The sequence below is a fragment of the Natronotalea proteinilytica genome (assembly GCF_055379935.1).
Window position 1 is genome coordinate 2,443,209 of record NZ_AP043947.1, and the last position, 23,852, is coordinate 2,467,060.

At 57.1% G+C, this 23,852-nt stretch carries 23 protein-coding genes; 17 read left to right on the forward strand and 6 right to left on the reverse strand.

From position 1 onward, the window contains the following. The first annotated feature begins 179 nt into the window (after positions 1-179). A complete protein-coding gene (locus ACZ5AL_RS09805) occupies positions 180-620 on the forward strand; it encodes an Hsp20/alpha crystallin family protein (RefSeq protein ID WP_464510189.1) in 441 nt (146 codons plus the stop codon). A gap of 182 nt (positions 621-802) precedes the next feature. Next, positions 803-1,525, forward strand: coding sequence for an NUDIX hydrolase (locus ACZ5AL_RS09810; protein WP_464510190.1), 723 nt, complete (start codon positions 803-805; stop codon positions 1,523-1,525). Here the strand turns inward: ACZ5AL_RS09810 and ACZ5AL_RS09815 are convergent. Then, complete coding sequence (locus tag ACZ5AL_RS09815) at positions 1,492-1,953, reverse strand: SufE family protein (RefSeq protein ID WP_464510191.1); 462 nt, start codon at positions 1,951-1,953, stop codon at positions 1,492-1,494. The two genes, ACZ5AL_RS09810 and ACZ5AL_RS09815, sit on opposite strands and share 34 nt — an antisense overlap. A 60-nt stretch (positions 1,954-2,013) precedes the next feature. Next, on the reverse strand, positions 2,014-2,895 hold the full coding sequence (locus ACZ5AL_RS09820) for a sulfurtransferase (protein WP_464510192.1): 882 nt from the start codon (positions 2,893-2,895) through the stop codon (positions 2,014-2,016). 229 nt (positions 2,896-3,124) lie between these two features. On the opposite strand from ACZ5AL_RS09820, the gene ACZ5AL_RS09825 reads away from it, so the two are divergent. The 11 genes from ACZ5AL_RS09825 (at position 3,125) to ACZ5AL_RS09875 (ending at position 15,879) form a co-directional block, all read left to right on the forward strand. Further along, positions 3,125-3,784, forward strand: a complete 660-nt coding sequence (locus ACZ5AL_RS09825) for a hypothetical protein (RefSeq protein WP_464510193.1) — start codon at positions 3,125-3,127, stop codon at positions 3,782-3,784. Positions 3,785-3,833: 49 nt separating this feature from the next. Then, on the forward strand, positions 3,834-4,508 hold the full coding sequence (locus ACZ5AL_RS09830; RefSeq protein WP_464510194.1) for a hypothetical protein: 675 nt from the start codon (positions 3,834-3,836) through the stop codon (positions 4,506-4,508). 120 nt (positions 4,509-4,628) lie between these two features. After that, a complete protein-coding gene (gene cysS, locus ACZ5AL_RS09835) occupies positions 4,629-6,137 on the forward strand; it encodes a cysteine--tRNA ligase (protein WP_464510195.1) in 1,509 nt (502 codons plus the stop codon). Between the two features lie 106 nt (positions 6,138-6,243). Beyond that, positions 6,244-7,242: a porphobilinogen synthase gene (gene hemB / locus ACZ5AL_RS09840; RefSeq protein ID WP_464510196.1), complete on the forward strand. Its 999-nt coding sequence runs from the start codon at positions 6,244-6,246 to the stop codon at positions 7,240-7,242. Positions 7,243-7,321: 79 nt separating this feature from the next. Next, a complete protein-coding gene (locus tag ACZ5AL_RS09845) occupies positions 7,322-7,828 on the forward strand; it encodes an HhH-GDP family DNA glycosylase (RefSeq protein ID WP_464510197.1) in 507 nt (168 codons plus the stop codon). Between the two features lie 191 nt (positions 7,829-8,019). Beyond that, entirely contained in the window at positions 8,020-9,552 is a 1,533-nt protein-coding gene (gene purF / locus ACZ5AL_RS09850; protein ID WP_464510198.1) for an amidophosphoribosyltransferase, read from the forward strand. A gap of 92 nt (positions 9,553-9,644) precedes the next feature. After that, positions 9,645-10,298, forward strand: a complete 654-nt coding sequence (locus ACZ5AL_RS09855) for a hypothetical protein (RefSeq protein ID WP_464510199.1) — start codon at positions 9,645-9,647, stop codon at positions 10,296-10,298. A 7-nt stretch (positions 10,299-10,305) separates the two neighbouring features. Further along, a complete protein-coding gene (locus ACZ5AL_RS09860) occupies positions 10,306-11,118 on the forward strand; it encodes a glycerophosphodiester phosphodiesterase (protein WP_464510200.1) in 813 nt (270 codons plus the stop codon). Positions 11,119-11,436: 318 nt separating this feature from the next. Beyond that, entirely contained in the window at positions 11,437-13,971 is a 2,535-nt protein-coding gene (locus ACZ5AL_RS09865) for an acyl-CoA dehydrogenase (RefSeq protein WP_464510201.1), read from the forward strand. A 155-nt stretch (positions 13,972-14,126) separates the two neighbouring features. After that, positions 14,127-14,993 (forward strand): SDR family oxidoreductase, encoded by an 867-nt coding sequence (locus tag ACZ5AL_RS09870; protein WP_464510202.1) that lies wholly within the window; start codon positions 14,127-14,129, stop codon positions 14,991-14,993. Between the two features lie 157 nt (positions 14,994-15,150). Then, positions 15,151-15,879 carry a hypothetical protein gene (locus tag ACZ5AL_RS09875; protein WP_464510203.1) on the forward strand — a complete coding sequence of 243 codons (729 nt, stop codon included), beginning with the start codon at positions 15,151-15,153 and terminating at the stop codon, positions 15,877-15,879. Positions 15,880-15,907: 28 nt separating this feature from the next. Here the strand turns inward: ACZ5AL_RS09875 and hemG are convergent, their stop codons facing one another. Continuing rightward, positions 15,908-17,248, reverse strand: a complete 1,341-nt coding sequence (gene hemG, locus ACZ5AL_RS09880) for a protoporphyrinogen oxidase (protein ID WP_464510204.1) — start codon at positions 17,246-17,248, stop codon at positions 15,908-15,910. A gap of 268 nt (positions 17,249-17,516) precedes the next feature. Between hemG and ACZ5AL_RS09885 the strand changes: the two genes are divergently transcribed. The 4 genes from ACZ5AL_RS09885 (at position 17,517) to ACZ5AL_RS09900 (ending at position 20,976) form a co-directional block, all read left to right on the forward strand. After that, entirely contained in the window at positions 17,517-17,711 is a 195-nt protein-coding gene (locus ACZ5AL_RS09885) for a general stress protein CsbD (protein WP_464510205.1), read from the forward strand. Positions 17,712-17,851: 140 nt separating this feature from the next. Beyond that, the gene (locus tag ACZ5AL_RS09890; RefSeq protein ID WP_464510206.1) at positions 17,852-19,543 is read left to right on the forward strand and encodes an acyl-CoA carboxylase subunit beta; all 1,692 of its coding nucleotides are present in this window, start codon (positions 17,852-17,854) and stop codon (positions 19,541-19,543) included. 29 nt (positions 19,544-19,572) lie between these two features. Further along, complete coding sequence (gene trhA, locus ACZ5AL_RS09895; protein ID WP_464510207.1) at positions 19,573-20,229, forward strand: PAQR family membrane homeostasis protein TrhA; 657 nt, start codon at positions 19,573-19,575, stop codon at positions 20,227-20,229. A 93-nt stretch (positions 20,230-20,322) separates the two neighbouring features. Beyond that, positions 20,323-20,976 (forward strand): hypothetical protein, encoded by a 654-nt coding sequence (locus ACZ5AL_RS09900; RefSeq protein WP_464510208.1) that lies wholly within the window; start codon positions 20,323-20,325, stop codon positions 20,974-20,976. Between the two features lie 28 nt (positions 20,977-21,004). Here ACZ5AL_RS09900 and ACZ5AL_RS09905 read toward each other — a convergent pair whose 3' ends face one another. The 3 genes from ACZ5AL_RS09905 to thyA form a co-directional block, all read right to left on the reverse strand. Then, complete coding sequence (locus ACZ5AL_RS09905) at positions 21,005-21,775, reverse strand: MBL fold metallo-hydrolase (protein ID WP_464510209.1); 771 nt, start codon at positions 21,773-21,775, stop codon at positions 21,005-21,007. Between the two features lie 25 nt (positions 21,776-21,800). Continuing rightward, on the reverse strand, positions 21,801-22,838 hold the full coding sequence (locus tag ACZ5AL_RS09910; RefSeq protein WP_464510210.1) for a polyprenyl synthetase family protein: 1,038 nt from the start codon (positions 22,836-22,838) through the stop codon (positions 21,801-21,803). Positions 22,839-22,975: 137 nt separating this feature from the next. Further along, entirely contained in the window at positions 22,976-23,851 is an 876-nt protein-coding gene (thyA, locus tag ACZ5AL_RS09915) for a thymidylate synthase (RefSeq protein ID WP_464513293.1), read from the reverse strand. Between the last annotated feature and the right edge of the window lies 1 nt (position 23,852).

Here is a 23,852-nt window from a genome sequence, read left to right on the forward strand (position 1 = left end):
AGCGTTCTGTATGGCGTCGTGACAGAAATGGCAGAGGCCCTGCCGCCTTGACATTTCAGACCTTTATGAAATGGGGTGGTATGCGCTTTGTATACATGTCGGGTGAACGGTTGCGTGCCGTTCACGACCTGACAAAGCTCACATAATCAATTACATAACAACGAACAAAGGTGATTACTATGACGAACCTCACTCGCACCCCCGCCCGCAGTCTTCGCACACTGCAAAGCGAAATCGATCAGGTATTTGACCGTCTGTTTCCTTCAAGTGGCGACTACGAAGAGGGGGCTGCCCGCGTATGGGCTCCTCGCACAGACATGGTAGAAACGAGTGACAACTACGTCATTCGTCTCGACCTGCCCGGCATGAAGAAAGAAGATCTGCACATCAACTTGCAGGATCGCCAACTTTCTGTAAGCGGCGAGCGGCACCACGAACAGCAAAATGAAGACAGTGAGTTCGTACGCGTAGAGCGAAGCTTTGGACGCTTCTATCGCTCGTTCACACTGCCACGTACGGTGAAAGAATCGGACATCAAAGCCAACTACGAAAATGGCGTACTCACCATCACCGTACCGAAAGCCGAGGAAAGCAAGCCGCGCCAAATCAAGATCAAATAACGAAGCGGAGTTCGGTCTGCTTCTTTGGTGAGGCTCCTTCAGGCCGATACTTGACGCACTCACCTAATGAAAGCCCCCGGCGGTATATTATGCCACCGGGGGTTTTCATTTATCCCTACGCAGTTGAATGCAACAACGTGAACCTGACACGCCCCTCATCATTATAAGGAAAGTGTTTAGAAATGAAACAGCCGCCTTCTACTGTTTTGGATGCTCCTGTGGCCGCCTCCCCTCTTCCTTCACTTGACACGCTCGTCCGTCCATTAGCCGACCGACTGGCCGATTCGTTGCCTGGACATCGTGCGCAAGAACATATGGCGCCCCGCCATGCCGCACGGCGCGACCAGCTCTCCATTAAGGGCAAAACCTGCAACCAAGCAGGGGTTATGGCACTGCTGTATCCGTCATCGAAAGACGGAACACCTACCGTGCTGCTCACAGTGCGAAGCAGTAATCTGCCAGACCATGCCGGGCAAGTTTCATTTCCAGGCGGACGCTGCGACACAGATGAACCTGCCCGTCGCACGGCACTTCGCGAAACCCACGAAGAAATCGGTGTTTCGCCTTCCCAAATCACCGTGTTGGGATCGCTCACGCCTCTTTATATTCCGCCCTCTGAGTTCTGCGTGTATCCGTTTGTCGGCGCCTTGAGCCAGCCGCCCGAAGCGTCCTGCGCAACCCCAGAAGTGGATGCACTGCTTCCCGTTCCCATCCCCCATCTTTTAGATCCAGATACCCGTGTTATAGAAACCTGGACGCTGCAGGGGCAGTCCATCGAGGTGCCCTTCTACCCGGTAAACGAACACGCCGTGTGGGGAGCCACAGCTATGATGCTTTCTGAACTTGTTGCTGTGATCCGAAGCCTTCCACGCTACGCATCGTCTTCAGACGAAAGCGGCGCATAAGCCCGCTCTGCAACTGCCTTCTTACACTGTTGGTAGACAGCGGAAAGACCGTGCGTACGCTGCGGCCCGAGCAATGCTGCAAGTCCCAATTCACGCAACGGCTGATCGGTGGCTGATGTGACCACCTCAGGCGCCACCCCGTCAAACGACTCATGCAAAATGGCTACGAACGCGCGGGCTGTGGGAGCCTTTCGAGGGACATGCGCAATCATACGTACCCGCTCTTGCCCCTCTTCGGCGGTCCGCACCTCTGCACGCAAAAACACCGGCGACTGGCACTCATGGACCATGTTCATACCCGCATCGCGCAAGGACTCGTAGGCCGTTGGCAAAGGGGGCAGCTTATCTGCATACTCTAATAAAAGATCAAGGCGCGTATCTTGATCAACCAACTGGAAGCCTTCCGCAATGTCTTCAAACGTAGCCATACGCCCTATATCGTTGACGAAAGCAATGACGGGGCCTCTTCTATCTCAATTTACACCAAACTACTCATCGGAAGAGGGAGACGCTGCATCCCCCTGCTCAATCGGCATGCCAACCAGATTGCCCCACTCAGTCCAGGAGCCGTCGTAATTTTTCACCTGTTCAAAGCCAAGTAGGTAGCTAAGGACAAACCAGGTATGGCTCGACCGCTCTCCGATACGACAGTAGGCAATCGTATCGGCCTCGCGGGTCAGCCCCTCACCCTGCTGATAGATCGTCTCAAGCGCATCACGCGATTTAAACGTCCCGTCGTCGTTTGTTGCCTTGGACCACGGGACGTTACGAGCGCCCGGTATATGGCCTGCACGCATTGAACTTTCTTCGGGCAACCCCGGAATATGGGTGATCTCGCCGCGAAACTCTTCTGGCGAGCGCACATCAACCATCGCGCCGCCTTCCTGCTGATGCGCCAACACTTCGCCCCGAAACGCGCGGATTGACAAGTCGGGGGCCTCAGGTACCGGATACGATGCCTCGGGCACCTCTGGAGTCTCGGTTGTGAACGCGCGCCCCTCGGCGTCCCACTTCTGCCGTCCGCCATCCATGATGCGGAGATCGTCGTGTCCGTACAGCCGGAACAGCCAGAAGGCGTAACAGGCCCACCAGTTGCTAGAGTCTCCATAAAAAACGACTGTGGTGTCCGGCGCAATACCCTTCGACTCACACAACGCAGCAAATCCCTCCTCATCGATAAAGTCACGGATGACAGGATCTTGCAACTCGGTATGCCAGTCCATCTTTACCGCGTTGGGAATATGCCCTGTTTCGTAGAGCAGAATGTCTTCGTTGACCTCAACAAGACGGATGGCGTCAACGGTATCGTACTGGTTGGCTACCCACTCGGTATCTACCAAGACTTCGGGATGTGCATACGAAGCACTCATAACGTCAGAGAAACTATAGTGAAGGTAAGAAGGATAGAGCATCGGCGCCCTCTTTAAGTTCGGATGTAAATTATGTTCGCCCTTTTGTTGAGATCCCGATCCACAGGGCCGTATCCTTTATGTTGCAGTGTGCATATTGAACGATCACTCCGATGGCACCGGCATGTCCGCTGCACACGGGCCAATTCGCTAACAAATGCCCCTCACTCTCCCAATGGGCTCGGTTGCCATGATAGACAGAAATGACTTAGTGAGCCTCGGTGCTTCGCTCGTACGTCTCGGGCTGGACTATATACGCTGGACGCAACTCGCACCGATGCTTTTGGGCTGGTTCTTGGCGTTTGCCTTTATCGTACAGATCCTGTTTCCCGAACAACTTCAGTTTGTCGTGGATGGCGTGCAGCACCGCCTCTATCACACGTTTCTGGTGCCGATTGCCTGGCTCTACTCTATGGGACCAGAGCTTGTCGCTATGTTGGATTACCACGCGAATGCTCTGGAAACGCGATTGGGATATAGCACCATGGAGCAGGTAATTGTGATACTGGGATGGACCGCTCTGGCCGCCATTAGCTGGGTGTTCTTTGCTTGCACGCGTGCGGTGTGGGTGCACCACATGGGAGACGCCCCACTACTTCCCCGCTTCCGGCAGCGCCTAATCGTGCTGGCAGGCGCTCTAGTTGGCTATCTGATCATCGCGCGCATCGGCCTTTCCGTGGCCGACCCGACCCGGCTGGGCGACCCGTCCGACGCCTCCACCGTCTTGCTAGTCATGGCTCCCCTTCTCTTGCTTGCTGTGAGCCTGTGGGGGCTTAGCGTAAGTGCTTTGATCGAGTGGCTCCATAACCATCTGGATGAGGCAGTTGCAAAACAGAGCGCTAACCGCTAACCTAGTTGCAATCGGTGGCCTTTCGCTAACTGTATCCGCGCGCCTCCCTATGCTCAATAAAGATGACCTTATCCGCATCGGAGCACTGGTGGCAAAGCTGGGGCTGGACTACATACGGTGGACCCAACTTGTGCCCATGATCCTGATGTGGGCGCTTATGTTCATTATGCTTGCTGGACTTGGCCTGGTGGGCGTCTACGAGGCCATCAAGGCGAATCCCGAAACCGCCGATGCTGTATTTGAGCGCGTCGAACCCACCCTTGACCGTCTGCTGAGCCTTGCTCCCGAGCCGGATGCTGCCACTGCCAACGACTCATCCGAAGCATCCGATTCGGGCATCACGGTTACGGAGGATGATATCGTTCCGTGGATTCTGCGGGGCTGGGGTATACTGGCTTTTGTCGGAATCCTTCTATCTGGGCTTCGAACATGGATGTGGGGGGCCCCGACTCCCTGGCCGCTACGCCGTAAGCTTGGCATCGCCGGGGTGGCCTCTATTGTGATGGGGCCCACCGTTCTTGGCGTCATGACCCTGATTGACCCAACACAAACCCAGACGGTGCATGTGGTGGTGTACGGCCTCTTCGTGCCACTCGTGCTGTTCATCCTAAGCGCCTGGGCGCTGGGCGTCGGCCACATCGTAAACCGCGTCAAGCAATTCATCGATACGCTTGTATCGAAACACACATCCACCTCTGCTATCTGGACACAGGATGGTTCGTGAGTTGACTGCCTCCAACGACACGCTTCCCCAACACACGTTCTTTAACCAATGCTCCGGCACATTGCGACACAGGCGCAGTAAAGCCATGCTGGTGTTTCCCCAATAATATTCTATGTGCTTATGGCCGATGCGCCCTCGTTTCGCCTCTACAACTCGCTGACCCGCCAGGTGGAAGCGGTCGAGCCGCTGGAGGACGAACACCTTCGCTTTTACGCATGCGGCCCTACCGTGTACACCTACGCGCATATCGGCAACTTCCGGTCGTTCCTCACCGCCGACCTCATCAACCGCACCGCGCAGGCGCTCGGGTGGGACACCACCTTCGTGAGCAACGTCACCGATGTGGGGCACCTTACCCAAGACGACCTGGTCGACCCGGAGGGCGAGGACAAGATGGCAGCGGCACTGGAGCGCGAGGGGCAGCGCTTTGCCAACATCTACGATCTGGCGCGCTACTACACCGAGGTGCTGCTCGACGACTGGAACGCGCTCAACCTGCTGGAGCCCGACGTGCGTCCGCGTGCCACCGAGCACGTCTCGCACCAGATCAAAGCCGTAGAGCGCCTTATGGAGCGCGGACATGCCTACGAGACCGATCAGGGCGTCTATTTCTCTGTAGACACGTTTCCCGACTACGGCAAGCTCTCGGGCAACCAGGCCGCCGACCAGCTGCAGGCGACATCGCGCGACACGGTGCAGGATCCCGACAAGAACGACCCGCGCGATTTTGCGCTCTGGAAGAAAGACCCCGACCACCTCATGCAGTGGCACAGTCCGTGGGGCTGGGGCTTTCCCGGATGGCATATCGAGTGCTCGGCGATGTCGATGGCGTACCTGGGCGATGCGTTCGACCTGCACACCGGCGGCGAAGACCTTGCGTTTCCGCATCATGAGTGCGAGATTGCCCAGAACGAATGCCTCACTGGCGAAACCTCCGTCCGCTACTGGATCCACACCCGCTTTCTACAGGTGGAGGGCGAGAAGATGTCGAAATCAGCCGATAACTTCTTCACCGTGCGCGACCTGATCGATCCGCCGGAAGAGGGCGGACGCGGCGTGAATCCGCTGGCCTTGCGCTACACGCTCATGGCCGGTCAGTACCGCAAGCCCTTCAACTTCACGAAGAAGACGCTCGCCGATAGTGCCCGTATCATTGGCCGCTACCAGGATGCTGCCGACGCAGTTGAGCACGCCCTCCAGGCCGATGCGGAAGGCCCCGACCATGCCGCCAACACGCTGCCCCGCCTGTATGACGCCACCCTCGCCGCCATGTGCGACGACCTGAACACTCCGAAGGCGCTGGCGAAAGCACTCGAAGGCGTCAAGTTCATCAACGGACTTGGCGACGACCTGAACACCGCTACGGCGCGCACCGCACAAGAATGGCTGGAGGATACGAACGATCTGCTGGGCATCGTCTGGCCTGCTCACTCCAACGCGGCATCATCCGACAGCGAAACCGATCCGCTTGCCAAGCAGGTGGAGTCCCTACTTGACGAGCGCGCCGCCGCTCGCGAAGCAGGAAACTACGAACGTGCCGATGCCATCCGCGACCAGCTCGACGCCATGGGCATTGAGGTGAAAGACAGTGCCGATGGCACCACTTGGCAACGCAAGGCCGTGCTGTGATTGCCGGCACGTACGGGCACATCGCCGATGTGCGTGTCCGTACCAATTGCATTCTATACGGGCGCATTGCGATGCTACCATCATATTTCAAATTATCATTTTCATTATGGACCTTTTTAAACGACCACGCCGCCTGCGACGCACTGCTAACCTGCGGCGCATCAACCGCGAAACCCGCCTTTCAACCGACCACCTCATCGCGCCGCTTTTCGTGATGGCGGGCACCGACGCCCAAGAAGAGGTGCTGTCAATGCCCGGCCAGTACCGCTACACGATCGACCGGCTGGTGCGCGAAGCCGAGACGCTCCACTCCCTCGGCATCCCCGGAACCGCACTCTTTCCCGCCATTTCCGATCAGCAGAAGGATGCGACCGCCTCTGCCGCCGCCGATCCCGACGGACTCTATCCCCGTGCGATCCGCGCTCTTAAGGAGGCTGTTCCGGAACTGCTCGTCATGACCGACACCGCGCTCGACCCGTACTCCTCCGACGGCCACGACGGTATCGTCGAAGACGGCGCCATTGCGAACGACGCCACCGTTGAGCGCATGTGCGACATCGCCTGCGTGCAGGCCGAAGCCGGTGCCGACGTCATTGCGCCCTCCGACATGATGGACGGCCGCGTTGGAGCCATTCGCGCTTCACTTGACGGGGCCGGCTTTACGGACACCGCGATTCTTTCGTACACCGCCAAGTACGCCTCGGCGTACTACGGACCCTTTCGCGATGCCCTCGACTCCGCCCCGGTCGAACGCGACGACGTGCCTGCCGACAAGGCCACCTACCAGATGGATCCGGCCAACAGCGACGAGGCGCTCCGTGAGCTGCGGCTCGACCTACAGGAGGGCGCCGACATGGTCATGGTAAAGCCCGCTCTGCCATACCTCGACATCATCTACCGCGTAAAACAGGCTTCCGACGTACCCGTTGCTGCCTACAACGTGAGCGGAGAATATGCCATGATTCACGCTGCCGGACAAAACGGCTGGCTGGATACGAAAGCCACTGCTCTTGAAGCACTCACCGCCATCCGTCGCGCCGGTGCCGACAGCATCCTGACCTACTTCGCCAAAGACGCCGCCCGCTGGCTGCACGACAGTGCGTAGCCGCTGGGCTGGCTTCCTGTACAGATTCACCGGCGGTGAATCCCAACCTCAACATCCCAAAACCAATCCCCAACCAACCATGCCAATCATCCCCCCAATCGACTACGGCGACCTGCAAGGCGGACTTGTCCGCATGATGGAGCGCTACAAGGACGAAGGCACGCTAACCGGCGACCCCGACGAGGACGATGCCATCCGCGCCGATGCCAACGCGGCCCTACTCGGCTTGCTCTACGACCAGCGTGTGCGTGCCGAATACGCCTTCACCGGACCGCTGCGCCTCAAGGACCGCCTCGGCCATCTCGACATGGCAAAGATCGCTGCGATGGATTTTGATGAGTTTCAGCCCCTCTTTGCTGAGAAACCGGCTGTTCACCGCTTCACGAACAAGATGGCCGAGAACACGCAGAAGGTCGCCAAGATGATTGCCGAAGAGTACGACGGCGACGCGGCCAACATGTGGAACGACGGCGCTGATATCAGCACGATTGAGAAGCGCATCAAGAAGCTGCCCGGCTTTGGCAAAGGCAAAGCATCCAAGATCAAATACGTGCTGCACTACTTCGGACAGCGTGACTTTTCGTAGTGGAGCATATCGAAAGCCGCTTCTGGACGTGAATACGGGTACGGGAGCCTTTCCCAGTAGAATCGCCAAGGCTGGATCAATCGAAGCTAGACGCAAGTTTGCGTACTGTGCGGGCCTAGTCTTCGAGTTCGTACCTACGCCTTTCTTTTCCACACGCCGACGCGTGTGTCGGCTCTGACATTCCCCAGCCCATGAGCGTAAAAGACCATTGTGGCATCTTCGGCATCTTCAACTGCCCTGATGCTTCCCGCCACATCTACTACGGATTGCATGCGCTGCAGCACCGTGGCCAAGAGTCTAGCGGCATCGTCACCTCCACCACCGATCCGGATACCAACGAACCGATGATGCCGGTCCACCGCGACTTTGGACTGGTGCTCGATGTGTTCGACGACCCCGCCCTGTTCGACGATCACCTCATTGGCGACGCTGGCATTGGACACAACCGGTACTCGACCACCGGTTCGTCCGAAAACCGGGCGAACATCCAGCCGCTAGTGGTGCACCACCGCAAGGGCAACCTGGCCCTGGCTCACAACGGCAACCTGTCGAATGCACGGGAGCTACGCCAAAGCTTTAGCGAACGCGGCACGCTGTTTCAGACGACCAGCGATAGCGAACTTATTCTCCACCTCACCGCTCAGAGCCGTCGCCAGAAGCACCTAAATCAGGTTATCGACGCGCTCATGCAGGTGGAGGGCGCCTATTCATTGGTCCTCCTGACCGACGAGCACATGATCGCCGTGCGTGATCCCAACGGCTTTCGCCCGCTTGCCCTGGGCCGACTCGGCGACCCCGATCAGCCTGGTGGGGCCGCTTACTGTGTTGCCAGCGAAACATGTGCCTTTGACATGGTTGGCGCTGAGTTTGTGCGCGACATTCGTCCGGGCGAAATTCTTGTCATCGACCGTAAAGGCTGTGCCAACGGAGGCGATTTCGAGAGCTATGAGATTCCGTCCAAGTTTGGCGTCAGCCAGTGCATCTTTGAGTACGTGTACTTTTCACGGCCCGACTCCAAAATCTTTGGCGAGATGGTCGATAAGGTACGCCGCCGCCTTGGCGTAGAGCTGGCTCGTGAAGCGCCTGTCCCCGAAGTTAGCGAGGATGCCAAAACGCCAATCGTTATTCCCGTGCCTGACTCGGCCAACACCGCAACCCTGGGTTATGCTAACGAATGCATCGAGCAGGGCTACCGATGCCGCTTTGAGCTTGGGCTAATCCGTAATCATTATGTGGGACGTACATTCATTGCGCCGGGACAAGATCGCCGCGAGATGAAAGTGCGCTGCAAGTTCAACACGGTCGAGGGACTGCTCAAAGACCGCACTGTCATTGTACTCGACGATTCTATCGTACGCGGCACCACAGCACGCCACCTCATCAAAATGTTGCGTGACTCCGGCGCCTCCTCTGTACACTTCCGAGTTTCGTGTCCGCCGGTAATTAGTCCGTGCTTCTACGGCATGGACTTTCCAGACAAAGAGGAACTGTTGGCCAACCAGTTTGATAGCGTCGAGGAGATAGGCGATTGGCTTGGCGTTGATTCTCTTGCGTATCTATCGGTTGAGGGCATGAAGCGCGCTGTGCTCGGGGCCAACAAGGAAGGCGAACGCGGATACTGCGCCGCATGCTTTACGGGGAATTATCCAGTGCCCGTCAATATGGATGCGTCAAAAGATGAAAATGAGGAGTGGGCCCCACATACGGCTGCTGCGGCAGCATAAATAATTGGGATGGATGGATCTCACATCCGTGCCAAAGGTTGGGAGCACATCCCCACCAACGGTACGAGCATACATTCTCCCCACCCCGTGCTATGGCCACGTTCCCCAACTTGCCTGCACGCGACCGTACGCGCTTGTTTCGTACGTTGCGCCATGTCGGATTCGCTGTTCTTATCCTCCTTGTATTGTGTTTAGGCTGGCTCCACCCCTTAACCGGTGCCGCCGTATTAGCCATATCACCGTTTCTGCTGGGCCAATCCGCACGTGCTGTGGGAGCCCTGATTGTTGCTGGAGCCGGCATATCAGCTAGCATATTTGGGCTGCCTCCTGACTCGTACACACATCAGGCAGGTATCGGGCTTACACTTGCCACAGCCCTTCTTTTACCAAGCGCATGGCACATCTATGCGCGCTGGGAGCAGGCCATCTATGCCGTAGGACAAGATCTAACGGTGTTGGCATTTGTGATTGCGTTTACGCTATCGCTTAGCGTTACGTCATTTGTATGGCCGTTTGCCGTAGCCTTCGTTGGGCTCCGCCTGTGGATGTTGCATCGCCCGCCCGTCTCGTGGCCGCTGCACGGACGCTCAGTGCTTATGGGGCGCATTGCAGCAAGCTTGGCTGTTCCCCTTGCGCTCATCATACTAACCACGAACTCGGTGCTGCCTACGCTTACGCTGGCTGTGGCGCTGGGATGGTTGACCTTCCGTATGTCCTATGATCTATACGTACTCCTGGTGACCTAACGCTGGCATGACCTCTCGTATTGCAGAACGGCTTCAGGCATTTCAGGAGCCACCGTGTGCGGTAATTGCTCATCGGGGCGGATGCCACGGTGCACCCGAAAATACGATTGCCGCCTTTGACTCGGGACTCAACCAAGGCGCGCATGGCATCGAGCTTGACGTGCGCCTCTCTGCCGACAACGAGGTCATGGTCATCCACGATGCCACCGTAGATCGCACAACCAATGGCACCGGATACGTCCGCGACTTCACCGGTGCCGAGTTGCAGCAGCTTGATGCAGGATATAGCTTTACGGATACAACCGGTCGCCATTCATATCGAGGGCAAGGCATCACAATCCCCACGCTGCGCGAGGTATTTGCACGCTACCCCGCCATCCCGCTAATTGTAGAGATGAAAGCGGAGCGCACCACCGATCTGGCGGATGCAATGGCTCGTCTGATTAACGACACGGGACGACGAGACCATTTGATCGTGGCCAGCTTCGACAGGAAGCTTCTCCAGCAGTTTCGAACTCATGAAACCGGCGTTCCCACCAATATGGCGCTGTTCGAAACCGCCTGGTTTTACGGTGCGCATCTTGTAGGAGCACATGAACATACACATTGCCCTGGTGATGCCTTTCAGGTACCCCGCCGCTACTACGGCATTCCTGTCGTGCAGCAACGCTTCGTACAAGCCGCCCATGCGTGCAACATGCCCGTACATGTGTGGACGGTAAATGAGCGCGCTGTCATGCAGCACCTCTGTGCCATCGGCGTTGATGCCCTCATCACCGATGTGCCGCACCGCGCCCTTAGGGTGATTAACGCCCTGTAGCGGACACGGTTTGTCCGCCGCATGAGTACAACTTGTATAGCCTCCTACCTGCGCTCATGCTTAGGTGGGGACTTGAGCTCACGCAGGCACATTTCTTCAAACGATGCATTTCTGGCGCCGCCTTCTGCATGGTCAGAGGGCGGCGTTTTTTATGTAAGGTTCAAAAATGAGAATAGAAAAATGGAGAGCTTGCAAAACATAACACTGTTAAGTATGTTGATGCTGTAAAGTTAACGGTGTTAACCGCTAATGTGCTTGTAAGGGTGCTGTACTGCAGCGCTATCTGCTGTCCTGTATGATTACGAAGAGGTGATGCTCATGGAACCCCTTGTAGACTTTTTCGCTGCCGCCCCATTGTGGGGAATTGGTCTCGGCATTGCGCTCGTGGCCTTCGTGCTTGGATTTACGGGTGCTCCGCTGTGGGTGTGGGCCATGGCCGGTGCCGTTGGATTGCTTGGCGCCGATGTTGGGCTGGCCATCTGGATTCCTTACCTGGCGTTGGTAGCGCTTTTCAATATCCCGCCGCTCCGTCGCCTCCTTTCAGGTGCTGTAATGAAGACGATGGAAGCGCTTCAATTTTTACCCGCCATCTCTGAAACCGAGCAGACCGCCATTGATGCCGGAACGGTCTGGATGGATGCCGAGCTGTTCTCGGGCAAACCCAATCTAAAAAACACACTCGACCAGCCGTTCTCAGAGTTAAGCGACAAGGAGAAAGCCTTTCTCGAAGGCCCGGTTGAAGAGATCTGTGAAATGACCGACGACTGGGAGGTGCACCAGCAGGGCGACTTACCCCCAGCGGTGTGGAGCTACTTGAAGGAAAAAGGGTTCTTCGGTATGCTTATTCCCGAGTCGTACGGCGGACTCGACTTCTCGGCAGAAGCCCGGAGCGCCGTAGTCGAAAAACTCGGTACGCGTTCGCTGCCGCTCTCCATTTCGGTGATGGTACCCAACTCGCTGGGTCCGGCCGAACTGCTCTTGCACTACGGCACGGAAGCGCAGAAAGACCACTACCTGCCCAAACTGGCCAGTGGCGATATGCTGCCAGCGTTTGCGCTGACTGAACCCAATGCGGGATCCGACGCCGGCGCCATGACCTCGCACGGCACCGTCTTCCGCGACGACGACGGCGAGCTGAAAATTTGCCTCAACTGGCAGAAACGCTACATCTCGCTTGCTGCCATCGCCGATGTGCTGGGGCTCGCATTCAAGCTCGAAGACCCCAACAACCTGCTCGGTAAAGGCGAAGACCTTGGCATCACTTGTGCGCTTGTTCCTACTGACCTTGATGGCGTGCAACTTGGGCGCCGCCACGACCCGCTCGGCATCGCGTTCTACAACTGCCCCACCGAAGGTGAGGACGTAATCGTACCTGTCGATGCGATTATCGGCGGCAAAGACGGGGCTGGCAAAGGCTGGGCGATGCTTATGGATGCTCTCTCAGCCGGACGCGGCATTATGCTGCCGGCCCAGGCTACAGGCGGGGTGAAGTACTGCACCCGTGTAGCAGGCGGCCACGCTGCCGTGCGCGAGCAGTTCGGGCTGCCCATCGGCAAGTTTGAAGGTGTCGAAGAGCCCCTCACTCGCATGGCCGGGTACTCCTACATGCTCGAATCGGCCCGTCGATACACCAACGGCGCAGTGGACAGCGGCGAGAAGCCATCGGTTGTTTCAGCCATTGCCAAGTACCAGTTCACCGAACTGCAGCGCGATGCGGTTAACGATGCGATGGACGTACTCGCTGGAAACGGCATCTCGCGCGGGCCAAAAAACCTGATGGCCAACGCGTACACCGGCGTTCCCATTAGCATTACCGTTGAAGGTGCCAACATCCTAACCCGTACCATGATGATCTTTGGGCAGGGTGCGATTCGTTGCCACCCGTACGCGCTCAAAGAAATCGAAGCGCTCATGGATGGCGACGTGAAAGCATTCGACAACGCATTCTGGCCCCACATCGGCCACGTAGTGCGCAATGGGTTCCGTGCTTTTGGGCTTAGCCTTACACGCGGTCGCCTGGCATCGTCGCCGGTGAGTGGCCTGTCAGCGAAGTACTACCGCAAGCTGTCATGGGCATCGGCCAGCTTCGCCTTCTGGGCGGATGTGGCCATGGGTACGCTCGGTGGCGGCTTAAAGCGCAAAGAGAAAATCACCGGTCGCTTCGCCGACGTCCTCTCATGGATGTACATGGCAACTGCTACGTTGGCGCGCTTTGAAAAAGAAGGACGCCCCAAAGAGCAAGAGCCGTTCATGCATTGGGCGCTGCAGTACGCCTTTGCCCAGATCGAAGAGGCCTTTGAAGGGCTATACACGAACATGAAAGTGCCCGGGCTCACCTGGGCCCTGCGCGGCATTGTAGCGCCGTGGTCACGGTTCAACACCATCGGGTCCATGCCATCGGATCAGCTGGGACAGACGTTGGCACAAGCCATTCAAGAGCGCGATGGCGCCCGCGAATGGCTCACGAAGAACGTGTATACCAACAACGATCCGAGCGACCCGATTGGGCAGCTGGAGCATGCATTTGAGCTGAGCCGCCAGGCGTATCCGGTTGGAGGGAAAATCAAGGATGCCATTCGTAGTGGCAACCTCCCGAAAAAGCGTCCACTTGCCCTGCTCGATGAAGCACGCGACAAGGGAGTCATCACCAACGAAGAGTACGACCTGGTGCAGCGCGCTGAAGAAGCGAAAGCGCAATACGTCAAGGTCGATTCGTTTGACCTTGATGAGTACCGCCAGAACCTGACGCTGCCCGGCACGCCCGCAGGAGATGGCGCACCCTCTCCGCAGTCTGCCGCAGGCGACGGCGCTCCGGCCACCCCATCGCCTCGCGATCCGGAGGCCACCGCCTAACAGATTCAACGTCCTACTTATCGCGCATCAGTGCGTGATACCCTCGACGGGGATGGGCCCGGCATATCTCGTTGATGTGCCGGGCCACTTTTTGATGCGACACCGGTATCTTGCTTGGACACTGCTTGTTTCATACCACAAAACCACTGTACCTTATGTCAACCATTTTTGCAGACGACCTTCTCGCCAACGAACACATCGTCATTACCGGCGGCGGAACGGGCCTCGGTCGAGCAATGGCCGAGCGGTGTGCGGCCTTAGGGGCAACAGTCACTATCAACGGGCGCCGCACCGAACCGCTCGATGAAACCGTTGCTGCCATCGAAGAAGATGGTGGCACCGCAAACGGTATCTCGTGCAACGTACGCGACGCCGAATCCGTCAGCGCCTTCTTCGATGAAGCCGAAGACGCGCAGGGGCCCGTCACCGCGCTCGTGAACAACGCCGCTGCTAACTTTCTGGCGGCTACCGAAGACCTCTCCCCCAACGGATTCGACGCCATTGTTAAGACCAACCTGTACGGCTCGTTCTACTGCACACAGGCATGCGGGCAGCGGTGGATTGAGCGCGGATCGGGCGGTGTAATCCTATCAATTGCTACTACCTATGCCGACACCGGGAGCGCATTTGTCGTGCCGAGTGCTGTCTCTAAAGCGGGCATTGTGGCTATGATGCGCTCGCTGGCTGCCGAGTGGGGACCCGAGGGTATCCGCCTGAACGCGATTGCACCAGGCCCTTTCCCGACGGAAGGGGCATGGAGTCGTCTTGTACCGGGTATGGATGTCGAGGACGACATGAAGCAGCGCAATCCTACACGCCGCTTTGGCGAGCCCGACGAACTCGCGACACTGGTCGCTTTCCTGCTTTCCGATGGCGCATCTTACATGAACGGCGAGGTGGTGACATTTGATGGCGGCGAAAAGCTTGTAGCCGGTGGGCAGTTTAATGCATTCACGGCAATGCCACGTGCACAGATCAAAGGGCTCTTTGCAAAAATGAAAGCCGCCCGCAATGACGGATAATACGTTGTATCCCTTTGTAATCAAGAAAGATACCCCCCTAAAAAGCGGTTCCACCGTCATTCTTCCGGCTAAACCCGGCGTGTTTCTTGCTCTTTTGTTCATCAAGCCTTATTCATGACTTTGCAGTAGCTTAATGTAAAACGAAGGGCAATGACCTATGACACGTTTAAACCTCAACCTGTTTGCTCGTGCAACCGATGATGTGGAGCGTACTCAGTATCAAATTCTGAGTGGCTTGAAACAGGCACATGACGACTTTGCGGAGAATCGGATCTATCCGCACCTTGGCAAACTCGTGTCGCTCTACACGTCGTTGCGTACTATCATGGAGCGGTCGGAGTCGTATCGGACCTCTACCACGGGCGAGGCGACAGGCATTGACTGGGAAAAAGGCACCCTGCAATACAAGTGGCCCGAGCTTGAAGAGGATGACCTCTCTACCGTAAAAGAGCTCATCGAATGGGCTTTGCCGCGTATTCAGGCCGCCATCGAAGAGGGGCGTACAATCTACGAGACGGTAGAAAAAAACTTTGAAGTGGAGACGGTTGGCATTGTGCCGTCATATGTGCAGGAGGGATACGCCCTGGTGCCCGATCGTGAAACCGCTCATTTGCATGTCTTGCGCTACACCGTCTCGATCTTTACGAAGGAAGACGAGCAGTACCGTACGCTAAAAACGGAGCATTGCAAGTCGGTGCCTCAATCAACTGTAGACAAGCCGCCTAGCACGGTGAAGCTAGAGTTGGTAGAGGAGCGCACGGACTTACCGAATCCGGCTACGTACATGTTCAACACCGACCTGGCGTATCCCTACGAGTCTACCCTTCTTCCGGTCGCCAAGCGAACGCTCATGCGACACTTAGCTCATGAAGAGGGCTGGGCATAGACAAACGCATTCAGCAGGACGGTTCGGGTTATGCCATCAACGCTCCTGCTGTGTGCCACCCTGAGGCGAATGCATCCTTGACCGAGATCCCCGACCGGTAGTTGCCCGCGAAATAAAGGCCGGGATGAGCGGCTTCGAGCGCATCCAATCGGCCCTGTACGCGTCCGTGCTGTGCGGTATACTGCGGGATGGCGCGCGGCCACACCACATGATGCACCATCACCGGATCGCCCTGTAGCCCCAGCAGCGTGCGAAGGTCGTTGCGGACGAGGTGTTCGACCTCATCACGGGGCTGTTCAACCAGGTGAGGAGCGCGTGCCCCGCCTACAAACGTAGTCAGCAGCACATGACCGTCGGGCGCGCGTCCGGGAAAAAGAGTGGAGGCGAAGATCGTCCCCAAAATGCGGAAGTCCGACTCTTTGGCGGGTACCAGCATGCCAAAGCCATCCAGTGGATGCGTGATGGCATCTCGGGGCACTCCCAGCGAAACACTGCGCATGGGCGCATACGGGAGGTGTTGTAACGGGGCGATCCCGAGGGGCGTATCCAGCACAATATCAGTCCCGAGCTGATGCAACGGAGCAGCAAACACCACTGCATCAGCCTGCGAGGTACCCTGCTCGTGCTCAACGCGCCATCCCGATTGCGTGGGCACACAGGCGTGCACCGGACATGATAGCGAAATGCGCTCGCGAAACGATGCAGCTATAGCTTTTGGGAGCGTGGCCAGGCCGTTTCGGAATGAAAACAACCCATCTACGGTGGGCGCGTCTGAGGGGTTGGATGGACCCAGTGCGTTGCGAAGGCCACCTATGAGTAGCGAGCCGTGCTTTTTTTCGAGTGTCTTGAGCATCGGAAAAGCATGCTGCACCGCAAGTTGGTCGGGGCGCCCTCCGTACACGCCCGCCACAAATGGATTAACCGCGTAGTCGAGCACCTCGGTCCCCAAACGGCGCTGTACAAAGTCAGACAGTGATTCGTTGGAGGGTCCCCGCGGACGCAGAGGCTCTGTTAGGAGGCGTAGTTTGGCACGCGTTGAAAGCAGCGGGGTGCGAAGGGCTTGCGCCGGAGAGCGTGGAATGGGAACGGGGCCGCCATCTCGCACGACAAAGCGGTTGCGAGCGTCCGGGTTTGCCTCCACCTTTTGGTCGAGCAGGTTCACCGTTTGCATCACACGAGTCAACGTGGGGTTGGCCCCGTTGATTGAGTTTGGGCCTTCCTCGATCAGGAACCCATTCTGTTCGACTGTGCGAATCACTCCACCCGGTTGGGCATCTGCTTCAAACACCTGCACAGCGTGTCCGGCAGCGTGCAATCGATAAGCTGCAGCCAATCCGCTAATTCCGGCTCCGATAATCGCAACATGCATAGGTTTGATAGAACTGATGATCAAAGTCAGAATGCCAGGATACACCGGCATACCGCGAAACTCCCCTGCTAGGCAAGTCGTATTCTACGGTAGGGTACATGTCACGCGTCAGCACCGTCGAAGTGTAGGCGCATGCGCGAAAGCCCCGTTATTTTTGTACGTGGTGGGTGCATCCTCATGTATTGGATGCGCGACCCGTGCAAGGGCTTCACGTACGTACACAAGAGCAGCATCGCTAGTTACGCATACGATCAACGCGAGGATATTTATGGCTACAGAAGCAATGAACGAAAGCTGGCGTCGCATCCGCGACCAGATTAAGTCGATTTGGGACGATGCCGACTTTGACGACAAAGAAATGAAACGTGCCCGTGGCGAGATGGACAAGATCGTTGGGCTAATTCACGACAAAACGGGCGATTCGCCCGAAGAAATTCGTCGCAAGATGAGTGCTATTCTGTAGCTGTGGGCCGGTTGCCAAAACGAATACGCAGCGTATCTACACGTTGAGGCACCTGCTTCGGATCTTCCGAGGTGGGTGTTTTGTTTTTAACGGCTGGAACCGCTTTCATCCCTCCTCACCAAACTGCTTCCTCTGGTTGCATGGCCGACGTATCCGCTCCTGCCCAACTGGGCACGCCCGCCTCCACCTCATCGTCTCGTTTTCAGCGCCGCGCTGATCATTACAAGGATCTGCTGCAGACCTATAACGCCCGGCGTGCTGAGATCGCCAAGGGAGGGGGCGACCGGCGCATTGAACGGCAACACAAGCGCGGTAAGCTCACCGCCCGTGAACGCATCGCACACTTGCTTGATGATCCCGATGACTTCACCGAGGTCGGGCAGTTTGCCGGATACGAGATGTACGAAGACGAAGGCGGCTGTCCCTCGGGCGGTACCGTTATGGGGCTTGGCCACGTAAGCGGGCGCCTCAGCCTGGTCGTAGCAAACGACGCCACCGTTAAAGCAGGTGCCTGGTTTCCGATTACCGCGAAGAAAAACCTGCGGGCGCAAGAGATCGCACTCGAAAACCACGTGCCCATCATCTATCTGGTGGATTCGGCCGGGGTGTACTTGCCCATGCAGGACGAAATCTTCCCCGATAAGGAGCACTTCGGACGCATCTTTCGCAACAATGCTATTCTCTCTAGCAGAGGGATCCCGCAAGTTGCGGCCATTATGGGCAGTTGTGTGGCCGGAGGCGCCTACCTTCCTATCATGAGCGATGAAGCGCTCATTGTGAACGGCACCGGCTCGGTGTTTCTAGCCGGTCCGTTTCTGGTGAAGGCGGCTATTGGCGAAGAAGTCGAAGCCGATGTGCTAGGCGGAGCCACCACCCATACCGAAATCTCAGGCGTTGCCGACTACAAGTGCGATTCCGACGAAGAAGCGCTCGACACCGTGCGCGACATCATGGGACACATGGGGCCGGAGCATCGCTTCGGGTTCACGCGTGAGGAGCCCGTGGCGCCCGCGTTCGATACCGAAGAGATCTACGGCCTCGTCCCCGACAGCGGTCAGCAGCCGTACGACATGCGCGAGGTGCTGGCTCGTATCATAGATGCGGAGTCTTGGACTGAGTACAAGAAGGGCTATGGCCGCACGTTGCTTACCGGATATGCACGCATCGACGGCTGGAACGTAGGGATTGTGGCCAATCAGCGCGCGGTGGTGCGCAACAAAACCGATCATGACACCAAGGGCGAGATTCAGGTAGGAGGCGTCATCTACGCCGATGCGGCCGACAAAGCGGCTCGGTTTATCATGAACTGCAATCAGAAGCAAATTCCGCTCGTGTTCTTCCAGGACGTAACGGGCTTTATGGTCGGCAAGCGCGCCGAACACGGTGGCATCATTAAGGATGGCGCCAAAATGGTAAACGCCATGTCGAACAGTACCGTACCTAAGTTCACGGTTGTGGCAGGCAACTCGTATGGAGCCGGAAACTATGCCATGTGTGGACGCGCATATGATCCCCGCCTGATATGCGCTTGGCCTACCGCCAAGATCGCCGTGATGGGCGGTACACAGGCCGCTAAGGTCCTGCACCAGATTCAGGTGCGCAAACTCGAAAAGCAGGGCAAAGAACTCTCGGAGGAGGAAGAACAAGCGTTGCTGTCGCGCATCGAAGATCGATATGAAGAACAGACCACGCCGTACTATGCGGCAGCACGCCTCTGGGTCGATGAAATTATCGATCCGGTAGACACACGCGCATGGCTCTCGCGTGGAATCAACATGGCCGACCTGAATCCGGAAATGGCCGACTTCAATCCGGGTGTCATCCAAACATAAGTACCGCCCTATGCGAGGCGGCCCCTGCTATGAGTCCAGTTCGTGCCGCTACCGCTCCGCATCAGTCGAACCTCGAAGAGCTGGTTAACAGCATCACGCATGGCGTTGGGCTTATCCTGAGCCTAATTGGTGGGGGCGTGTTGTTAGGACTGGCTGTGGCCAACGGCAGCGCTGTTCACGTTGTGAGCTGTGCGTTATATGGCGCTACGCTGGTGTTCTTGTACGGCGCCTCTACGTTCTACCATGCAGTAACGCGTCCCCGGCTCAAGTATATCGCCCGGGTGCTTGATCATGTAGGCATTTATTTGCTGATTGCTGGCACCTATACGCCATTTCTTGCGGTTATGGTACCCGAGCCATTAGGATGGGTCGTTCTGGGATTGGTGTGGGGATGTGCGCTGATTGGCCTTCTTTTCAAAATCGTGTCGCGGTATCGCTTCCACTGGGTCGCCGTGATCCCTTATGTGGTGCTGGGATGGATTGGCATCCTGTTCGCCCAACCTCTCATTGAAGCGCTCTCGTGGGAGGTGTTCGGCTGGCTTTTAGCAGGCGGTGTCGTATACACCGGAGGCGTGTTGTTCTTTGGGTGGAACCGGTTGCCGTTCAATCACGGCGTGTGGCACGTTTTTGTGATGGGCGGCAGTGCCATCCACTACGTTGCTGTGTTGCAATACGTGCTTCCCTAGCATGCAACTATTGCCGACCGTTCACGTCTACACCATATCTTTAACACTACGATGTGTGGATTCCTGCGGCTCTACATAGTAGGCTGATCAGCTATGTCAATCGACACCCTCAAGTCAAAACGGCGCCTGGTCGAAGAATACGGGCTGGACGAACGTCAGGCTGAGGGGATTGTGGAGTTAATCGCTCAATCTGAAGAGCGCAACGTCACCATTTCTGATCTGCAGGTGACGGAAGAGCGGCTGACGATGAAAATCGGCCAACTCGATGATCGACTGACGGCACAGATCGAGCAGCTTGACGAACGACTAACGGCACGAATCGATGCGGTAAATGGGCGCATCGATCAATTGGACGAACGGCTGACGGCACAGATCGAGCAGTTGGATGCACGTTTGTCGGCACGAATCGATGCGGTAGATGAACGCATCGACCAACTGGACGAGCGGCTGACCGGGCAAATCGATGCCGTGAATGGACGCATCGACCAACTGGATGAACGGCTGACAGCACAAATTAAAGCGGTAGATGGGCGAATCGATCAATTAGATAAGCGGTTGACAGCCCAGATTGAGCAGTTAGACGAGCGGTTGACCATTGAGGTGAAGCGTCTGGAGACAAAAATCGATGAGCGGCATGCCCAGACGCAGTCGCAAATTGCTTCGCTACGGACTGACATGTTCCGCGGGATGGTCGCTATAGCCGCCTTTATCGTCGCGCTGCTGTCGATCTTTGAGTACGTGCTCTAAGAAGTAGTGCCGAGACAGCAGAAGACGCTCAGGCGTCGATCGCATAGCTTTTGCCTTCAACTCCGAGCGTTGTGTTGGGAAAGACTTCCCGAGCCCGGGCAAGTGTGTTGCGCTTGTCGCCTGGAGGAAGATGCACAAGCACAAGCTGCTTAGCGTTTGCAGCACGGGCAACATCAGCCGCTTCGATAGCGCTACTGTGTCCCGGACCGGCGCCATTGGCTTCATGTACGAGCAGGTCGGCATCGCGCCCCAGTTCCACCACGGCATCGCACGGGGCGGTGTCGCATGAATACGCGACGACCTGTCCGCTTTTCGGGTGTGCTACACGGAGTCCCATGGTATCGGGACCATGATCGACAGGAGCCCCAGTGATGTGCCACGGATCGGCTGCCCACACAGAGGCCCCCGCTTCGTAAGGAACCGTATGTGCATTGATAGCCGGCATGTCCTCCCATCCTGCTGTAATCTCCGAGAACGCTTCCATGCACCGATCGGCCTGCTGCAGAGCCGCCTCAAACCCGCATACAGGAAGATCTCCTGGACGGTCGGAGAGCCATACCTTCTCCATAAAAAGCGGAAACCCGCTGATATGATCGGGGTGAGCGTGCGTCAGAATTAGAGCCCGCACATCCTGGATACGACCGCCTACGGATGTCCAGCGCTGTAGCGCATCTCCTCCGCAATCTACCAACACCGACTGGTTGGGCTTTGCATCGTCAGAGAACGCCAGCATAGTGGTGGTGCGGTGCGGGTCGCTGATGGCAGCCCCCGTGCCAAGCAGGTGGCAATAAACCGACATAGGCGTAAGTGTTTATGAGCGATGGCTAACGATTTCGCTGAATGGTGTATGCCGTAAGGCCAATTAGGGCATCTCGGGCGTCGGAGGGCGGAAACGGCTCCAACTGTTTACGGGCTTCGGCAGCCAATGCTTCCATGCGTTCACGAGCATACGCTACCCCACCATGATCGCGCGCAAAGGCTGCAATGGTTTCGACATCAGAGCGCGACTTTTCATCTTTTCGTACGACGCGCATCACAGACTTACGGTCAGATTTCGGAGCATGCTCCAGCGCGTGAATCAGCGGGAGCGTCATCTTTTTCTCCTGCATGTCAATGCCAACTGGTTTGCCTGCATCTACGGCCCCGAAGTCGAACAGGTCATCGCGAATCTGAAAGGCCAGCCCGAGTTTTTCGCCGTAGGTGCGCATCCGTTCAACGATCGTTTCGTCGTCGGTTGTACTCAGTGCGCCGCTGGTTGTACATGCCGAAATGAGCGAGGCTGTTTTGTCCGAAATAATCTGAAAGTACGTGTCCTCATCAATATTCAAAAAGCGCGCTTTTTCGATTTGCAGCAACTCACCCTCACTCATGCGGCGCACCGCATCCGAGAGTGCGTGCAGCACCGTGTAGTCGTTGTGGTCGAGCGACAGCAAAAGGCCACGGCTCAACAGGAAGTCTCCCATGAGCACGGCGATCTTGTTTTTCCACAATGCGTTGATCGAAAACATCCCGCGCCGGGTGTCCGCATCGTCGACCACGTCATCATGGACGAGTGTTGCGGTGTGTAGCAATTCGACCAGGGCGGCGGCGCGGTAGCTCATATCATTCACCTCACCGCTGACTTTGGCGGCCAGCAAGACCAGCAAGGGCCGGATGCGCTTGCCTTTTTGCTTGAGTACGTACTGCGTGATCTTATCCAGCAGGAAGTGATCGGAGCGCATCGCCTCCCGAAAATACGGGCGAAATGCGTCCAACTCTTCAGCCACTGGCGCTCGTATGGCATCGAGCGTGGTGGGCACAGACCGCTCGCGCGAAGAGGGCTCCGACGAACGGTTCGACGTAAAGACAGAAGCGTCGATCATCGCGGTTTTCAGAAATCATTGAAAGGTTGGAATGACGTTACGCCCCTGCCTTGGAAAAGGTTTGCTATGACAGGCCATAGTGTAGGTGCAGGTGTGGGATTGCTGTTACATCCCCTCGCCCAGCATCGGGTCTGTACTCATACTGCAATGGGCGCGGGAAGCGCCGGGTGGTGTGTGTAGTTGTGCAGGTGGATGTGTGCGGGCGTATATTCGAAAAGTGATGGCGCTGCGTCAAGGTGAAGGGTGGGGCGGTCATAGGGCGTGCGTTCGAGCTGGGTGCGTACCTGATCGAGGTGGTTTAGGTAGATGTGGCAGTTTCCACCGCTGAAATGAAGCATGCCAGGCGCGTACTCTGTTTGTGCGGCCAGTAGGTGAGTCAGAAGAGCGTAACTGGCAAGGTTGAATGGGAGCCCGAGAAAGGAGTCAACTGATCGCTGTTGCCACATCAGCGAGAGCCGGTCGGGGCCATCTGATACAGGCTCTACGTGGCATTGGAACGCATAATGGCACGGTGGCAATGCCATGTCTGCAACCTGAGCCGGATGCCAGGCGCTAACCACATGACGCCGCGAGTGCGGATGGGCTTGCAGGTTCTCTACCAGTTGCGCCAGTTGGTCGGTACCGTTGAAGTCGCGCCACTGCTTGCCGTACACCGGACCCAATTCGCCCCATTGCGATGCAAAATCAGGATCATCGCAAATGCGGGCCTCAAAGTCTTCTTGTGAGATGGCATTCCCCGTCGTTTCGCGGTAGTGCTGCAAGGGCCAGTCGGTCCATATAGAGACGCCCTGTGTTACGAGCGGACGGATATTGGTAGATCCATCTAAGAACCAGAGCAATTCGGTGACAATACCGCGCATCCACACTTTTTTGGTTGTGAGGAGCGGAAAGCCGTTCTGTAGGTCAACCGAAAAGTGTTCGCCAAACACGCTTATCGTTCCTGTGCCGGTGCGATCGGGGGTGCGGGTGCCGTGTTGCAAAATACGCGACAAATACGACTGATAGACATGCATA

Bases quoted from the DNA above. Each gene is read 5' to 3' on its own strand.
- ACZ5AL_RS09805 (WP_464510189.1), top strand. From the start codon at position 180: ATGACGAACCTCACTCGCACCCCCGCCCGCAGTCTTCGCACACTGCAA.
- ACZ5AL_RS09810 (WP_464510190.1), top strand. From the start codon at position 803: ATGAAACAGCCGCCTTCTACTGTTTTGGATGCTCCTGTGGCCGCCTCC.
- ACZ5AL_RS09815 (WP_464510191.1), bottom strand. From the start codon at position 1,953: ATGGCTACGTTTGAAGACATTGCGGAAGGCTTCCAGTTGGTTGATCAA.
- ACZ5AL_RS09820 (WP_464510192.1), bottom strand. From the start codon at position 2,895: ATGAGTGCTTCGTATGCACATCCCGAAGTCTTGGTAGATACCGAGTGG.
- ACZ5AL_RS09825 (WP_464510193.1), top strand. From the start codon at position 3,125: ATGATAGACAGAAATGACTTAGTGAGCCTCGGTGCTTCGCTCGTACGT.
- ACZ5AL_RS09830 (WP_464510194.1), top strand. From the start codon at position 3,834: ATGCTCAATAAAGATGACCTTATCCGCATCGGAGCACTGGTGGCAAAG.
- cysS (WP_464510195.1), top strand. From the start codon at position 4,629: ATGGCCGATGCGCCCTCGTTTCGCCTCTACAACTCGCTGACCCGCCAG.
- hemB (WP_464510196.1), top strand. From the start codon at position 6,244: ATGGACCTTTTTAAACGACCACGCCGCCTGCGACGCACTGCTAACCTG.
- ACZ5AL_RS09845 (WP_464510197.1), top strand. From the start codon at position 7,322: ATGCCAATCATCCCCCCAATCGACTACGGCGACCTGCAAGGCGGACTT.
- purF (WP_464510198.1), top strand. From the start codon at position 8,020: ATGAGCGTAAAAGACCATTGTGGCATCTTCGGCATCTTCAACTGCCCT.
- ACZ5AL_RS09855 (WP_464510199.1), top strand. From the start codon at position 9,645: ATGGCCACGTTCCCCAACTTGCCTGCACGCGACCGTACGCGCTTGTTT.
- ACZ5AL_RS09860 (WP_464510200.1), top strand. From the start codon at position 10,306: ATGACCTCTCGTATTGCAGAACGGCTTCAGGCATTTCAGGAGCCACCG.
- ACZ5AL_RS09865 (WP_464510201.1), top strand. From the start codon at position 11,437: ATGGAACCCCTTGTAGACTTTTTCGCTGCCGCCCCATTGTGGGGAATT.
- ACZ5AL_RS09870 (WP_464510202.1), top strand. From the start codon at position 14,127: ATGTCAACCATTTTTGCAGACGACCTTCTCGCCAACGAACACATCGTC.
- ACZ5AL_RS09875 (WP_464510203.1), top strand. From the start codon at position 15,151: ATGACACGTTTAAACCTCAACCTGTTTGCTCGTGCAACCGATGATGTG.
- hemG (WP_464510204.1), bottom strand. From the start codon at position 17,248: ATGCATGTTGCGATTATCGGAGCCGGAATTAGCGGATTGGCTGCAGCT.
- ACZ5AL_RS09885 (WP_464510205.1), top strand. From the start codon at position 17,517: ATGGCTACAGAAGCAATGAACGAAAGCTGGCGTCGCATCCGCGACCAG.
- ACZ5AL_RS09890 (WP_464510206.1), top strand. From the start codon at position 17,852: ATGGCCGACGTATCCGCTCCTGCCCAACTGGGCACGCCCGCCTCCACC.
- trhA (WP_464510207.1), top strand. From the start codon at position 19,573: ATGAGTCCAGTTCGTGCCGCTACCGCTCCGCATCAGTCGAACCTCGAA.
- ACZ5AL_RS09900 (WP_464510208.1), top strand. From the start codon at position 20,323: ATGTCAATCGACACCCTCAAGTCAAAACGGCGCCTGGTCGAAGAATAC.
- ACZ5AL_RS09905 (WP_464510209.1), bottom strand. From the start codon at position 21,775: ATGTCGGTTTATTGCCACCTGCTTGGCACGGGGGCTGCCATCAGCGAC.
- ACZ5AL_RS09910 (WP_464510210.1), bottom strand. From the start codon at position 22,838: ATGATCGACGCTTCTGTCTTTACGTCGAACCGTTCGTCGGAGCCCTCT.
- thyA (WP_464513293.1), bottom strand. From the start codon at position 23,851: ATGCATGTCTATCAGTCGTATTTGTCGCGTATTTTGCAACACGGCACC.